A 15,659-nucleotide genomic window follows, 5' to 3' on the forward strand; every position below is an offset into this window, starting at 1 on the left:
TTTTTTATTAACATTACTTACTCAAAGATGCTGACAACACAGTAAGGTAACCTGAGGTATTTAAAGTATGCTCCGCTCTGTTAACTATCCATTCACCATCTACTTCTTGGTTAAAGCCTGTAAGATTAAGTTTAGCTTCTGCAAAAATCTGAGGATTACCAGGCATAGTTATATCTAAAGTTTCATTGTTACGCTTCAATTGTTTCAACTTGGCATTTGCTGCACTCAGCGCTGACTCTGCGTTTGGATAGATTTCTAGCATAATATAACTTGGCTCGCCGCTACCAACAATTTCTTTAATAGTTTCACCTTTTTCATAGCTATGCCATTTTGCTACTACTGAATTGTATTTATCGCGTACGGTAAAATGCACTTTCCAATTTATCGTGTCTTGAGGTCTAATAGTCGTCGTTCCTAAAGCTTTTCCTGTTGCTGATTTTGCCATGTTTTTTGAAATAAATAATATATACCCACCAGCTAATTTTGCCATTGCTTCACGCTCTGTTGCGATCTTTGTTAACAGACTTATATCACTTTCATCTACCTGATTAATGTGGGGTATTAATACATTCTTAAATTCCTCAGCGACTTTGTATCCATATCCATGTTTTTGGGCTATTTCTTTTACTAAGTTTTCTATGGTAATTTTGTGCCATTCTCTTGATACTTTTGCCTTCAAAGATATTCTCAGATTTGTTGCATGAGCTTTGATTAGTAGGGTCTTAGGTGGGCCTTGTATAGTAACTTCGTTGACTGTATAGACACCCATCGGAAAGACTCCAGTTTCCTTATAACCTAGTGATATGTTCAATTCATTTGGAACTTCTACATTTTCATCACCATAATCAACACACACCTCTGCGACATCATCTATAGTACCAGATTCATCAGTAAGATGCACCGATATTACATGATCTTTTATTCCTTCAATGCTAAATTCAGGTTTCATTTATTCCCATACCTTTACTTTAGATTTTTCCAATTGCTTTTGTATTGTAGGTAACTTAATTTTTAATCCTGCAGACAAAAAACTTCCATACTCCGCAAGTCCAGGGTTTTCCTCCAATACTATTTCTACTGCTCCAGAGCTATATCCATAGTGTTTAAAACATATGTAATCTAACATTTCATTTTCTCGGACTACATAATATACTGTCATGCATAACGCCTTAAACTTAAGCTAAATTCAACCTTTTTTGGCAATCCACAGGGAAAATACGACGTTTGCTTTTCTTCTAACCGCACAATAACAAATCTTCCTAAAACATTCCCTAAATTGTCTACTAAGATACTTGGTTCCTGATTTTTCTCAGCTTCTTTCATACTTTTTAATCGATTTAAATCATTAAGATTATGGAAATAAATTATTCCTTCTAAGTCTATATTTTCTATACCTTGGCCAATATTTTGTAATGAAGGTATTTTACCAATAGACTCAATAGTACTCCAACGATTTTCTTTACTATACCTTACACTTGTTGGAGAAAGCTTATGTTGACCAAGTGATAGCATTAGTAAATTGGCTCTATTGAATCAAATAAAACATCACGAGATTTTTCTCTTATTCTTTTTATCACTGCATCAGCAAGACTACGTACATCTTGGTTAGGTTCTGCTTTTATACTTATATTAAATGTAAAAGTTTGATTGAAAATTTTTTGTTCACACTTTTCACAGTCTTTTAAAACTTTCTCTGAATTATCTGCTACAGAACTTTTTTCTGTAATCACACTTTCAATATTCGTTCTACTATTCGAAATTCTACTAAAAGCATTATTATTCAATAAAGGATTTCCTTTACTAAAAACATTATTTTCACTAGTTGCACTGCCTATTTTTGCTTCTACTGGTTTCTCTAATGCTTTTATTAGACTATCATTAAAAAATTTTCCTATACCAATCCAATTTTCTATAGATTTTGTAATTGATTTCCAGAGACTTGAAAAAAAGTCCTTTACCTTTTGCCAATTAGCAATTACAAGCGCTGCACCAACTGATAGTCCAGCAATAGCAGCTCCTATAGGATTGGTTAGCGTTAAAGCTTTCAGTCCCATGATTACTGCTGGAATTACTCGCGCTGATAACGAAGTTAATACTGGCAAAAGTGTTCCCTGCAAAATAGCCTTAAAAGTTAGTATTCCACCTCCAGCCAATGCAAATGCATAACCAAAACCTACCACTGCAATCTTGCCAATAATAAGAGCTGAAATTATGCTCATAACTCCTGTAGTTAAAATTGGACACTTCTCTGCGAACCAAGCTATACCTGTAGATATTGACCTCAAAATCTTACTTATCCAATTTAAAGGAGGTAGCATAACTGACCCTAAGTTCATTCCTAGCTCTGCTATTGTATTTTTAAGTAGCTGCAAATTATTTGCTGTAGTACTTGCACGGTTATTAAATTCCTTTTGCATAGATTTATTATACTTTTCTTTATCAGCCACAAAATCTATTGCTTTTTTATATTCTTCCAAACTCCCAACTATCAATGCAATATCATCTTGATATTCTTGACCAAAGAGATTGAGAAGGATTTGTGAACGTTCCTGTCCTACTTTTTCTAAAATTTCAAAAAAATGAAGTAGAGCGTTTTGCCCGTTTTCAGCAACCTTTTGTGACATTTCCTCTGCAGTGATACCTATCGATTCCAATGCTGCTTTGAACTCTTTTCCTTGCCCTTCAGCAGTTTGAAGTTTAGAAAGCAGAGCATTGACAGCAGTTGCTGCTTTTTCAGGTTGTTTACCTAAACTAACGAAGGCATTTACTAAACTACTTGTCTGATTAATATCTAAACCAAATTGTTTTGCATTACCACCCACTCTAGCGAGTGCTTCAATCATATCGTTCGCCTTAGCTGCAGTATTATCTGATAGGTAATTTATAACATCACCAACTTCTTCCATCTTCTCTACTGCGATTCCATAAATGTTAGCGAGTTTGGCAATAGAATCACCAGCTTGTTCAGCAGACATGTCAAATGCTGTGGCCATTTTAGCTACTGTTGTGGTAAATTCAAGTAGCTTATCTTTGTCGATACCAAGCTGACCACCACTTGCAGCTATTTGTGCTAACTCTGCAGCTGATAGCGGTATTTCACGAGATAACTTCTTTAATTTTTGAGCAAATTCTTCGGCCTCATTTGTGTTCTGAGTAAAGTTTACTACCTTCTTAACATCAGCCATAGCACTTTCAAAGTCAATAGCAACTTTAATTGGCGTTGCAAGTGAAAGTCCTAGTCCTATAGTCTCCATTACTTGTGATCTATAATGCGCTTTTTTTGCCAAAGCATTTTGCTGTTTTTGTATTATAGATCCTAATTTACTGTATTTTCCTTTGAGTACTTCAACAGATGAACCAAGTTTAGTTTGATCCCTCACTAAAGATTTAATATCCTTTCCACTTTTCCTTATTTCTTCATTTAATGTGTGAAGTGCATCTCTCTTTTTGATATAAGACTCTTTTGCCCTTGATGCCGATGCTTTCAATTTTTCAAATTCATTTTTCAGTGCTTTGCTTGGTTCTTTTTTTTCCTTCTTTTCTTTAGCAATTGCTGCAGCTGATTCTTTTGCTTTCTTCTCCGCTTCCTTCCAATTCTTCATAGCTTCAAGGGCATCATGATTTAGTTGCTTAAATTTGGAAACAGATTTCATTGACGAATCAAGCTGCTTTATACTATCACCCAACTTAGAAAGCTTTGCTGCACTACCTTTCATTGCACTATTAAAACTGCCATCTAATGTTGCACCGATCTTTATTGAAAGCATTGACATTTTTTTGCTACTCCTTTACTTATTTCTATCCAGGATAAAAATTCATTTACATCCATATTAGTAATCTGCTCAATTCCACTAGCTGAAATAGAACTGAGTAGTAGTACATTATACTTTAAGTTCTCTGTTCCAGCGGCGACAAAAAATCTTTTAGCACCTTTTGTATTTCTACATAATCTTTAATACATAAATCTTCAACTGCTTCTTTTGGGACAGATGCTAGATTAGCAATTAAAGCTACTTCTTTCAAAGCTTCCCCTTCTATGCGTTCTATAGCAAGTAAATCTCTTACTTTAGGTTCACGCATCGATAACTCTGAGACAGAGATACTATCAACTGTTATTGATTCACTAAGTGTAATTGTTTTCATATTTTCCTCTAAAAAAATAAAATTTCAAATAAGTTTTCATATTCCTAAAACCGTTTGTAGCAAGGCCATCTGATCAACACCATTTATCTTTCTAATCATATTTTCAGCATCGATCTCTATCAGTTCATTACCACCTATGGTAAGTTTATAGTAATGAGCAGCTACAGTACACTTCAGCGTTGCTTTTTCAGCAGGTTTCCAGTTACCAAAATCAAATTCTTTGAATATTCCTCTGAGGTTGATAATTACTCCTTCAATATCATTGCTACCACTTCCTTGCATTCCTCCACGAAGCGTTAAAGAAACCGAGTTTCCATTTATCAAGCCAAATAGCCGAAAGAGTTCTGTATCGTATTCAGAAAAAGTGAAATCTGCTTCAAGCTTCTCCATGCCCATATCAATATTTATTGGAATATCCATACCACCAGCTCTGTATTCCTCTGTTTTTATGGTAAGTTTTGGCAAGGTTATTTCATCTATTTTTCCTGCATAACCACGACCATCAACGAATACGTTAAAATTTCTCAGTATTTTCGGTAACACTTTGCTTTCTCCTAACTTATTACACTATTATTTATGAGATGAGATTTGAATGTTATTTGCTCAGCCGGATATGGTGGTGTAAACTCAAAGTCAAAATATACTTTCCCGCTTGCAATGTTTGCCGGTGTGTTGAGTTCTGGAGTTGCATAACATTTTCCGCTAATAATCGCCCCTTGTGCTTTTAAACTTGCCAGATAGGAATTCACCCCCTCAATCACATCATCTATATAAGTTTTGGTAATATTTCGATCAACTGCCCATAAATGAGCTCGAAGTAAACTATCATTGATTAAATCAGCCGTTCTTCTCACTGACAAAAAAGCCCATTTCGAATCGTTTGAACATGTTCTATTTCCCCAAAGCCTGTAGCCATTTTGATGAATTATCGTTGTTACTTCATTTTCATTTAAGTGGTTTGCTCTGCAATTTGTATTACCGAGCGTAAAATCAATAGGCCTGCTTGTTCCAACAATACCGTTTATTTCTTTATTTGAAGGTGAATGCCAGAATCCTTGTTCGCTATCTATTTTAGCTATTAAACCAGCTACAAATGGGCTTGCTGGCAAGATTTCTTCTTTTCCTTCAATAAATAACTTAACCCAAGGGTCAACCACGTAAACTCTTGAGCTGCCGATGCTCTTTCGCCATTTTATTGCTTCTTCATCATTAGTATTTGGTCCATCTGCTACTATTATGCTTCTCAGCTTTTCTGCTATAGGAATTAATGCTGCAACCACTGGATTTTTGCCATCTTCTGGTAGTTAGTGAGTAAATTGAGGTGCAATTAATATTCTTGGAGCAACATGAACTATGCTTTCACTACTGAGGAATGCCTCTATCCCTTGATACTCTCCAGTCTCTTTATCAACACCGCCAATTATATTTTGGATAGTTTCACTTTCTTTGAGCTTTGAATCGCTGTTTTCACTTTCTTTAACTCGAATAACTACTACTGTTGCACCAATTTGGGAAAATACTCCATTTACTGCTGAAAAAAGAGTCCCCTTTTTGCCAAGTTTTACCGCTTCTTTTAAGCTTCCTGCAATTAACACTGGTTTATTTAGCGGAAATTTTTGCTCATCGGCTTCAGGTGCAGTACCAATTACACCTATCACTGATGATTTAGCTGTACGCACTGATCTTGTCCCTGAGGTAACCTCAATAACATTTACCCCATGTAAAAATTGTTCTGTCATAGCTATTATAAACTTTCTAAAGAATTCTTCACTTGCTTTTTAAAATTGTTAAGAAAACTCTTTGATTTTCTTTTGATTACTACTTTTTAAGATTTAGTATATTTATTAAAATAAAGACAAAAACTAGAAAATATAGAAAACTACGCATTTTGTAATAAGTCTTCTTGAATATTCTTTTCACTTCGTTTAATACTCTTTTGTTAAATAGTAACTTTTTTTACCAATAAAAATTCTTTGGTGCCTATGGCTTGTTTTTAAGCTCTATATCTTACGTAGTGAAAGATACAAGTATTTTGGTTTCAACTTATATATTTTTTTAATGCCAAAGTTTATATGTTGCATCTAACCCTGGACATTGCCAAGCTCTTAGTGTTCTCTCTACGTCCACCTCAAGTCCTGTGGTGAGAAAATTGCTACGTATGTTATAAATTCCCCACTGTATAAATTGACCATAGATTGTGCTATACGCATGCTCACTTGCAAAGAACTCAGGTGTCTCACCAACTCTTTCACCTTCTGAATGAAGATTAGATGACGTATAAAGTAACACTGTAACAGTTTTTCCTGCTGGAATGACTATGTTACCTGATCCAATAAATTCAGAACTGCTAATTTCATGCTGGTAAATACGTGTCCAAGTAATTCTCGAAATCTCTGACTTCCTTGTATTAGTTTTATCAGGTGTACCTATAAATAATCCTGCTCCTCCATAATTAACTTCATCTTTATACCACATTGCAGATCCAACAAAGTTTATAGTTTTACTTATATCTACATTGCTTGTGTTTTTTACGAATATTACTCCCAATGCAGCATAAGGGTATTTCAGCATATTAAATTGCTCAGAAAATCCATCATACATGAATCTTGGGTATGATTCTCCATAGATAAATGTACCTTTGCTTCCCTCTAAAAAGCACAATTGTCTTGGCCGATAAAAACTAACATAGCTTGTATCATATGTGTGAGTACCTGCTAGTAGTTGTAACATATAGTCTGTTTTTGTTATATCACTACTCCACTGACCAAGCTCAGTTGTAAAAGTTCCGTGACCAAAGTAATTATTTTTTCTATTTAGTACACCAAATAAAAAAGGTAATGCTCCAGGTTCAATCATGTGACGATTTCTTACTTCTTTCATGATTGATGAGCCACTTGGTACATCATTAACAGTACGGAAGTTATTCACTAAACCTTTAAGACCATCTTTACGATCATTGCCAACACTGTTTATTGCTGCAATATTGGCATTCTTTCTCGTATCAAGTAGCGATAAATTTGTTGTTCCTTTTTCATCAATTCTCTTTAATAACTGCTTCTCTGATTCAGAGATCACTGCTAAAGAACTAGCTTTTTTATTATCCAGATCAGTTAAGTGTTTTTTTGCACTATCAAGAAGTTCTTTTAGCTTACCATCAGTCATCTGTACAATTTCAGAAACTGCACTTTTGTCGACTATTGATTCCAATGCTTTAGCAAGATATGCTAATTGATCTGGAGTACTGTTTTCTGCTAAATCCTTAAGTCTTTTTTGTAGTGCATCAATTATTCCTTTTACTTCAGTCATCTGCACAACGTTGGAAATAGCTTTTTTATCTGCTATCAATTCCAGCGATTTTGCAAGATATGCCAGTTGATCAGCTGTGCTACTTACTGCTAAATCCTTTATCCTTTGGTATATTGCTTCTTTCATTCCCAAAAATTCAAAAAAGTCTCAAAATTCAGTCGTTCAAATGCTTTTTTAAGCTTATTGTGCTCATTCTCTCTTTTAGCGATATCTTCATCTATTTTCTTAATTGTGGTACGGATACGAACAACATCTTGCACAGCAATATTTTCTGGATGAGGTAGTGAATACCCTCTACTTGTTTTATCATCTGACATTCTTCTATGTAACAATGATTCGTAGATTTTTGACTTTAGGACGATAGACAACCGTTCCACTTAAAACTAATTTTATCCTTGTCTCATTGCCATTAAAGTTTGTCAGTACATGAGTTCTCTCCACCCAATTTTCTCCAATTGGTTTTCCTGATGTTAAATTTACTAATTGCCAATCCACGTTTTTTTGTACATATGCTTTAACATCTGCAGTGCCAGGTATTAGCGCATCATAGGTAATTGTTATCTTAGTGTTAGTTCCTGCTGTAATACTTCTTGTAACATAATCTCCTTTTTCCCCTATATTACCCATAACTAGCTGTAACCCAGGATATAGCACTGGACTTTTTTCTCGCCCTCCTTTTAGGCTTGCCTTTACTGTTAGCTCTCCAGATAGTCTTTCACGCAGTGCAAGTGGCAAATTATCAGACAAAAAGTTCTCTTTTCCCTCTTCATCTGTTAAGATAAATTCCACATTGGTATCAAATGCTACTTTTTCGACGTTCGTCAAAACAATTAAATCTGAAGTATTGCGGCTAGTGACTTTGCCAAGATCAATAACGTGAGAATTTTCGCTAAATTTTGCAGCTAGTAGTCGAAACGTTAAATCTAAATTTTGATGTGGAGTCCAGGTGCTTGCATTGCTTGATGACAGTAATACTCCTACTTGATATGGCTGACTTGTTACCCAACGGCTATTTACTGCATCATATTTGCCAAGTTCTGCTATCTTTACTGCAGTACCAGGATCATCAGTAAGCAGTACTATTGCATACTCCTCTCCTGCATGGCAAAACACTGGTGGCCATTCTATACATGTTGCTGTGCCATCTATCTTTATATCTTTTGGCTCAATATAACTTTCAGCAATGACAGTCTGCGAGGGCATTCCCACTGCTGTTTCTCTAATCTGCACAACAACACGTTTTTTGCCGCTATTTGTGAACCATAGCTCTACACCTCCTATGTGTCTGCTTTCATTTAGTGTAAATGTCTGGGCTAAAGGATCAATTCTTCTTGCTGCAATAACTCTTCTTCTTTCTTCTATGGTAATTGTTTTTTTACCAGTATAAGTTGCCTCTCCATAGCTTCCTTTATCCCCATAAAACTGTACTAATTTAGTACCTGCTGGAATATTTGCTGGGATTTTTATCTTTCCCTTTAATTTTCCCTGGTTGTTGGCTGTTAACATTTGGTTTTCCAATTTTAAGTTATAGGTTGAATGTTTATTCCGTCAAATTTTATTTCTTTAAGCTTCTCACTTGGCTCAAAACCTTCGATCTCAAAATTCTGTACTGCTTCTCTCATAAATTCAGCTTCATATGAAGTACTTGACAGCAGCTCTGTTGTTTCTCTAGTATTAAATTCTCTAGTTACTGGACTTTTCCAATTCGTGGTAACCTCCGTCCAGTGGTCAATGTTTTTATTTAGAGTAATTTGTGCCGGGACTGGATCAAAAGCTTGATATGGATTAATCTTTTCTCCTTTAGTCTGTAAAAGCTGCTCCAGTACCGGTTCAAGTTTATAAGGCAAAAGATATCTTTCCCCACCTTTTTCAATATCTGCAACTTCTACATCTATTGGCAGAACTAGCTCTCTATTTACTATTGCTGCAAACTGCGAAATTCCTTGATCACGCATATCATCATCAAAGAATGGGTCAACAAATACTCCTTTTTTGGTGGTAGGTTCTCTTGAATTTGCATCACTGCGTAGACGTTCCTGTGCAACAAGAGCATAAAGATCATTTATTCCTTTTTTCATTGCTTCAAGCTCATTCATCGGTACAGCATGAATAGCATTATTCACTATTTTTACCCCTTCTCCGTTTTTCCATGTCTGATGAATGTAGCAGAGCAAAAGTTGTCCGCTAGGTGCTTTAGGCATTGATGGTCGCCAAGGGTGAGCTATACCTTTTATTCTCCTTACTGCTCCTTTGCTATCGATAGTAATTAAATCATAGCGTGGCATTTTCCAGGTGTAATCAATCAGAACCAAGCTGTTATCAACTGCTCCTTTTACTTTACATCCCTCTTCGCTTATATCTTCAGGGCTTATATGAGTGCGGCAGCGATAGGTTATTTGATAACTACTCCCAGGAGCTGGTTCTTTACCAGGTAATGACCAATCAACGTTTCCTGCGTTTAGTTTGTAATCTATACTATTTTCATAAATAACATTGCCTTGTTTAACTTGAATAATCTCAAGTACTGCAGAGTCAGGTATCGGATCAATAGCTCCAGAATATGAACCGTGAGTAACAGTAATGGTTTTTTGAACAGTTATATCTACTTTTTTAATTTCACTTATTGGAAAATCATTAACCTTCAGTTCCATTACTCTTTGGCTATTTGGCTGAAAAGTATGTGGTTCTGATTCAACTGATTTTATATCCGGATCTTCATCAAAGGAAACACGAATACTGTGAGGTAACTCAATTTCATAACCATCAACATGAGCTTTGCCCTCATTAATTACAAATATTTTTTTTCCTCCTTCCCCCTCTTCCTTTTGCAGGAACATTACTTCAAGACCATTTACGACGTAGGAACCATTTGCTTCTTTATCATAACGAGCAAGAGCTGTAGTTACTATGTTTGCTTGTGGTGGCGGTGAATTTTCTATTAATACTCCATTTTCAATGTTATAAATTGGATAAAATTCTCCTGAAGCATTAGTAGTCACACCCTCAGCTTGATAACTCCAAGTGGTGGAAACTTTAAGCCTTGCAGCGCCTACTTCTTGATAATTACGTGTACCAACAGCAGGATCACGAAGGTTTTCATCCTCAAGTTCTGTAATCGTAGATTCTACATAATAAACACCTATGCGAACTGTGGTACTCAGTGGAATAACAAATTCTTCTTTTTCAACTTTTCTAACCGCTCCACGAAGATAGATTTTTCCTGATTCAAGTGTAACTTTACCAGTTTCTCTATCTATAATACAATTGCTTCCTGTTATAACATCACCATCACGAAATATTGCATCACCTATGCCTTTAAGCTTAGAGAGAGCATACTCCTGAGTCTCGTTTAGTTCTGCAGACTGTAAACCTCTTCCAGCAAGAAATAAGCTTTTTTCGTATTCTTTGTCAGGATTAAAGCGATTGTAATAGGCGTTTAAAGTCATTTTATGCTAGAAAAATTCAAAAAGTTACAACAAATGAAAAAGTTTCCCGAGTTGCAGATGTTCTGATAAGTGGTACGGTGTATTCTAAAACTAACAAAATTCCAGGATTTTCCACGTCTTTTGGTTCAAAATATCTCTGTCCTTCAGGTAATCCTTCTTTTATTTTAGTACCAACCATAACCCCTAATTCCCTTATCACTTGATTTGCTGCGTCCGTGAAATCGAAAGTAAATTTAAGGTACAAATTATTGGTTGGTACATTTGAGGACCTAAACCTTCCAGAAGGAGTTACAAGTTCTCCATTCTCATCACCTGTGCAGAAGAGAACTTCGTCTGCAGTACGTCTACCAAGCTCATTGAGCAGTTTTTCAGAAGTTATCAGCTCTGGTGGTGTGCTTTCAGTATACTCTATAGTAACTGCACTATTTGCCGTGATAGAGCTATTTTCCGTACGTTTTATTACACCACTACTGCTATCAACTATATAGTCAATACTGGATTTATACACTGTTTGTCCTGTAAAAACCCTTACGTCTTTAATAGTGTGGTGATCTAGAGCTATTTCACCCTCAATAAAAACTTTTTCGACCTGATGGCTACTTTCCCAGCTCGTATCACCTGTTCCCCAAGCAAGGTGGATAGACTGCTCTTTTATACTTGCTGCTATTGCTGCTCTTCCTGATTGTGTGAGTATTGACATTTTAAAGTTTGACCCCTGTATATATATTCACCAAAATTACAAAAACTGTTCAGTTTTTTTAGGAAAATTCTTCTTTTATTTCATAATAAATTTTTGTTGACTAATCTTTAATCTATTTTAGACATAATATATTTACTTTTAGATATATGATAGCTAGTGAGGAATTTTGGGAAAATAATTTAGAAATGCCAGTATCCTTTCTGCTTAAGGACTTTCAAAATCCAAGTTTACGTGAAAGTTGGCTTAATTCTCTTTCTGGTAGACAATTAAGTGTGATTTTTAACCACTATTTTCAGAATAAGCAAAATAGGCAATTATTTAAAGACTACGAAAAATCCGATGATATTTCAACTCAGCAAAAGCGTAAGATGCTTATTAAAATTTCTGAATCTCTGTTTGATTATTACTTAGTCAATCGTTTTAGTCGTGCAAAATCAGAAACAACTATAGCTGAAGTAGCACAGTCTGTATTAAGCCAAGATCTTCTGAAATCATTTCTGTTGCAAAATAACAAATATGACAAAAAGTCCTTGTTGTTTACTCTCTTTATAATTAATCATAACTTACTGAAACAAATTTTCTGCTTTAATCAAGTGCAGAAAAAAGGTTTTTTACCTTTCGTATTAAAAAATCCTCCAAGACAAAAGTCCACTTCATTTAAGGATTTTTTATCAAAAAGTACGATACAGGAAATATTAAAACAGCATGATCTATTCGAAAATGATAGTTTTGAAAGTCAGTTTCAAGAACTCTTTTACTACCAAAATAGTATTTACTTATTTATACGACGTGCTAGTAAAGATGAAGATTTGGTAATGAGTTCAAATAAGGTAATACACGGTTATAAACCTAGTAGAATTATTATTGACTTTGCTTTAAATGCTAACCAAGTAAATCTATCTATTCAAAGTTTTGATCAAGGATTAAAAATAGCAAATAGAATAGCAAGCTGTTATTTTCAACGAGAATGTTCATTTACTAACATGCGCCACCAAAATACAACAGCACAAGTGAGTACTTTTTTGAATGACTGTGTAAAACAACATGTACCTGATATTCGCCTATTTGAATTGAAATTTGGTCCATCTAAATCTAAAACTAATCTTACGTTAAACACGGATAATATTGAAGAGTGGTTGCAGAAGATAGAGCCTTCGGTTGGTAGTGTACTGCATGATGTTTCGCTTGTTCAGCATATCAAAGTATTGTTCAAAAGTAAAAAAGTTACTTTATCCTTTCAGACAGACACGCAATACGCAAATTATATAGAAATTGATTACTCAGAATATGTTCTCAATAGAAAAGAACGAGATGATTTTAAGTCTTTAATTAGAGATAGCTATGGAATTACCGTTTTGTCGAAAACACTCTCAAGATATTGATACTATGTTAGTAAATAGGTCCTGGGTAGATCCTGATGAGAACTATATAGATGCTGCAGAGTATCTCAACCAGATTGATTTTGTTAAACTTGAGAAGCATTACTTCGTTATTTGCGCTAATGATTTAGATCTTGATTTTCCAAATATACAAAATCCTTATTGCAAAAACGAGGTTATCATTTCTCATGATTTTGATGAAGAGTATGATGATCTAGCTTGCGAGGATTGTGGTCGTGATATTTTTCCTAATACTTATAAAAAACAGCGTTATCTTGTGCTTTCAATTAAACTTAATACGGAAAAAATTATAAATTGGTTTGAAAAATTATTGACAGGGCTCATATGGGAAAAGGCAGCAAATGGGATATATCATATAAGCTTTAAAAGTAAAATAGTAAGCATTATCATACCAACTTTATGTACTGATAAGTCATATTTAACTGTAGATAGGTTAAGAACTAATGTTGCCGTTCTTATAACTTTTGGAAAGGAAGACTTAAAAATATTGTTAAGCCTATACACTGTTTCCATGGCTGATTTAATTTGTAAACATCAAACTCTAAATCAAATACTAAGCGAAGCAGTTGAAAAAGGAGTACCAGAGCTATTACCTAATGTTTCTTTTCAAGCATTCCCTTATGTTCCACTGCAAGAAACAACTCTTCCAGAAAAAAAGATACTGCGATTAAAAGTTGAAGATAATACTATTTATGTTAATGACATTGAAATTATAGGCAAACAAGCAATTTCGAGCATCCGCATCTTTAGAGTATTACTTAAACAATTTTTGCGTGACTTGGAAGCAGTTAAAGAATATAAATTTCTTAGTATCATTCAAATAGCAGATAGTTTAGGTATTGAAGACCCAGAACAGCAAGTACGCAGACCTCTTAACAGAATGCAAAAAACAATAGCAGAAAAGCTAGCTAGCACCTTGGGACTAAATATAAAACGCGATGATGTGATACAAGCATGTAACTGGTCAGGCTATCGGCTTAATCCATCTACCATTAACTTAAGTGCTAGCTAAGCTAATGTTGGACAGAAAACGCAGAAGGATACTTCTCTAAAATATACCGGTTCAGCGCTTACCTGCAATGAAAGTAAAAAATTCAACTACGTCTCCTTTAATTTTGGCTACAATCTCCTGCTCTTTCTCCTGTTGTCTCAACTATTATTTTATCTCCACGTGAATCTCCAATGTAAAACTCACCGCCAGGTAGTAAATAGAGTAGGTATTCTTCAATTCTATCAATTACTAACGCTTTTATTTCTTCTAGAGATCTATTCATAAAAGGTGCCCTTCAATAATTTATGATAAAAATATGGTTCTTTATTCGCTTAGAAAGGTATCCAGTCATCCCTCTGAGGTTCATCAGGAGTAATGATCGTATCAATTCTATTCCTGTTTCCATACCTATTATCAGCTTCAATACCAACTTTTGCAGTAAACTCTAACCCATTAAAATCAGCTATAGAGTTGACTTTTCTAGCAATAACTGCTTTTTCTGAACTGTCATTTGAATGAATGTTCCGTGCTGACTCTAAAATACTTCTAAGCATAGAACGTCCAGATTCTCCCCAAACATCTTCTCCTTCAACGCTTGCTTTGCCACTTTTGACACCTATAATCTGAAAAATCTTGCGTTTTGCATATGGACCTTCAGTGACAGTAAATTCAGCGTTTAAATAGATGCTGCCAGTAGTGTAGCTTTTCGTGAACCAATTCTCATAACCTCCAGGCTTTATTGCCATTTTTACCTTGACTGTTATACCTTTCGGTATTAAACTGCTTTGCAGTTTCGCGTTATTAAAATCAGTTAAAAAATCTGTTAGCATATTGTTCCCTATAAATTAAGTAAAAAAAAGAATCAACTCCATTGGTCTACAAGTTTCCAACGACCATTTATCTTATCGACAAGCTTGCTTGCCACACGTTCACCATTTCGCAGCTCAAACACTATTTGACGGGTAGTGCTTTCTTCATCGTGAGCAAACATCACCATGCCAGTGCTATAAAATCCACGTAAAGATCCAGCACCGCTTAACCCTTGAAATGGATCCTCTTCTAGCATCTTTTTAGACAGTTTTTTTGTATGGTGGGTGAGTATTATGCCCGAATCTGGATTAATAATATTTCTCAATCTCTCAAGTGTTTTTTGCAAGAAGAATAACATAGCGCTATTGTCGTTTTCATTGCCATATTCACTTGAGTTAAAAATGTTACGAAGAGGATCAATCGCAATAATATCAGGCTTAAAACGTTCTTTGACAGTATTTTTAATTTCATCTATTTCTTCACTGCTGAAAGATAATTGTACTCTTGGCGTGATAATTAAGTTGTTAGCAGCTACATTCAAGAGTTCTTTATCAAGTTGAAGTTGTTGCAAACGTTCTTTCATATATTCATATTCAATTTCAGTTTGCATGTAGAAGATTTTCAAAGGTCTACTTGGTGTCATACCAAGAAATGATCTACCAGCAGCCATGTAGACGAGCCATGAAATTAGAAAATCGCTTTTGCCAATTTTAGGTGGGCCGCCCAGTACCAATAGACCTCTTTTCGTTAAAATTCTTGGTGAGATTATATCTTCTGGTATTGGCGTTTGATCACTTAAATACTCCTTTACGCTGAAGAAAGGGATTTTTTGACCGATATTGAAAAAGCTTTGTTCCATAATA

The 15,659-nt window shown here is 35.0% G+C and carries 16 protein-coding genes and 1 pseudogene; 2 read left to right on the forward strand and 15 right to left on the reverse strand.

The window, feature by feature from the left end; translation table 11 throughout:
• Positions 1–13: 13 nt before the first annotated feature.
• From OPR37_RS02200 to OPR37_RS02255, 12 genes and pseudogenes are all read right to left on the reverse strand, one after another.
• Entirely contained in the window at positions 14–949 is a 936-nt protein-coding gene (locus OPR37_RS02200) for a contractile injection system protein, VgrG/Pvc8 family (RefSeq protein ID WP_265016877.1), read from the reverse strand.
• A complete protein-coding gene (locus OPR37_RS02205) occupies positions 950–1,159 on the reverse strand; it encodes a tail protein X (protein ID WP_265016878.1) in 210 nt (69 codons plus the stop codon). It abuts the gene before it with no gap.
• On the reverse strand, positions 1,156–1,512 hold the full coding sequence (locus OPR37_RS02210; RefSeq protein WP_265016879.1) for a phage tail protein: 357 nt from the start codon (positions 1,510–1,512) through the stop codon (positions 1,156–1,158). The genes OPR37_RS02205 and OPR37_RS02210 overlap by 4 nt, the downstream gene beginning before the upstream one ends.
• Entirely contained in the window at positions 1,512–3,773 is a 2,262-nt protein-coding gene (locus OPR37_RS02215; protein ID WP_265016880.1) for a phage tail tape measure protein, read from the reverse strand. Before OPR37_RS02215 ends, OPR37_RS02210 begins: the two co-directional genes overlap by 1 nt.
• 115 nt (positions 3,774–3,888) lie before the next feature.
• On the reverse strand, positions 3,889–4,143 hold the full coding sequence (locus OPR37_RS02220) for a phage tail assembly protein (protein WP_264374861.1): 255 nt from the start codon (positions 4,141–4,143) through the stop codon (positions 3,889–3,891).
• 36 nt (positions 4,144–4,179) lie between these two features.
• Positions 4,180–4,686 carry a phage major tail tube protein gene (locus OPR37_RS02225; protein WP_264707795.1) on the reverse strand — a complete coding sequence of 169 codons (507 nt, stop codon included), beginning with the start codon at positions 4,684–4,686 and terminating at the stop codon, positions 4,180–4,182.
• Between the two features lie 11 nt (positions 4,687–4,697).
• A pseudogene (locus OPR37_RS02230) lies at positions 4,698–5,882 on the reverse strand (phage tail sheath subtilisin-like domain-containing protein).
• 316 nt (positions 5,883–6,198) lie between these two features.
• Entirely contained in the window at positions 6,199–7,575 is a 1,377-nt protein-coding gene (locus OPR37_RS02235) for a hypothetical protein (protein ID WP_265016881.1), read from the reverse strand.
• Positions 7,572–7,766, reverse strand: a complete 195-nt coding sequence (locus OPR37_RS02240; RefSeq protein ID WP_265016882.1) for a hypothetical protein — start codon at positions 7,764–7,766, stop codon at positions 7,572–7,574. The genes OPR37_RS02235 and OPR37_RS02240 overlap by 4 nt, the downstream gene beginning before the upstream one ends.
• A gap of 4 nt (positions 7,767–7,770) precedes the next feature.
• Positions 7,771–8,955, reverse strand: a complete 1,185-nt coding sequence (locus tag OPR37_RS02245) for a hypothetical protein (RefSeq protein WP_265016883.1) — start codon at positions 8,953–8,955, stop codon at positions 7,771–7,773.
• A 14-nt stretch (positions 8,956–8,969) separates the two neighbouring features.
• Positions 8,970–10,895 (reverse strand): DUF4815 domain-containing protein, encoded by a 1,926-nt coding sequence (locus OPR37_RS02250; protein WP_265016884.1) that lies wholly within the window; start codon positions 10,893–10,895, stop codon positions 8,970–8,972.
• Positions 10,896–10,911: 16 nt separating this feature from the next.
• On the reverse strand, positions 10,912–11,595 hold the full coding sequence (locus tag OPR37_RS02255) for a hypothetical protein (protein ID WP_265016885.1): 684 nt from the start codon (positions 11,593–11,595) through the stop codon (positions 10,912–10,914).
• Between the two features lie 146 nt (positions 11,596–11,741).
• Between OPR37_RS02255 and OPR37_RS02260 the strand changes: the two genes are divergently transcribed.
• On the forward strand, positions 11,742–12,977 hold the full coding sequence (locus OPR37_RS02260; RefSeq protein WP_264375672.1) for a hypothetical protein: 1,236 nt from the start codon (positions 11,742–11,744) through the stop codon (positions 12,975–12,977).
• Positions 12,937–14,007: a hypothetical protein gene (locus OPR37_RS02265; RefSeq protein WP_265016886.1), complete on the forward strand. Its 1,071-nt coding sequence runs from the start codon at positions 12,937–12,939 to the stop codon at positions 14,005–14,007. Before OPR37_RS02260 ends, OPR37_RS02265 begins: the two co-directional genes overlap by 41 nt.
• Before the next feature lie 97 nt (positions 14,008–14,104).
• On the opposite strand, the gene OPR37_RS02270 is transcribed toward OPR37_RS02265, so the two are convergent.
• The 3 genes from OPR37_RS02270 to OPR37_RS02280 are packed head-to-tail and all read right to left on the reverse strand — an operon-like array spanning position 14,105 to position 15,655.
• Positions 14,105–14,269, reverse strand: a complete 165-nt coding sequence (locus OPR37_RS02270) for a hypothetical protein (protein WP_265016887.1) — start codon at positions 14,267–14,269, stop codon at positions 14,105–14,107.
• Positions 14,270–14,318: 49 nt separating this feature from the next.
• The gene (locus OPR37_RS02275; protein ID WP_265016888.1) at positions 14,319–14,816 is read right to left on the reverse strand and encodes a hypothetical protein; all 498 of its coding nucleotides are present in this window, start codon (positions 14,814–14,816) and stop codon (positions 14,319–14,321) included.
• Between the two features lie 32 nt (positions 14,817–14,848).
• Positions 14,849–15,655 (reverse strand): helicase RepA family protein, encoded by an 807-nt coding sequence (locus OPR37_RS02280; RefSeq protein ID WP_265016889.1) that lies wholly within the window; start codon positions 15,653–15,655, stop codon positions 14,849–14,851.
• Between the last annotated feature and the right edge of the window lie 4 nt (positions 15,656–15,659).

The organism is Wolbachia endosymbiont (group B) of Lycaena phlaeas, assembly GCF_947251875.1.
Classification (GTDB): Bacteria; Pseudomonadota; Alphaproteobacteria; order Rickettsiales; family Anaplasmataceae; genus Wolbachia.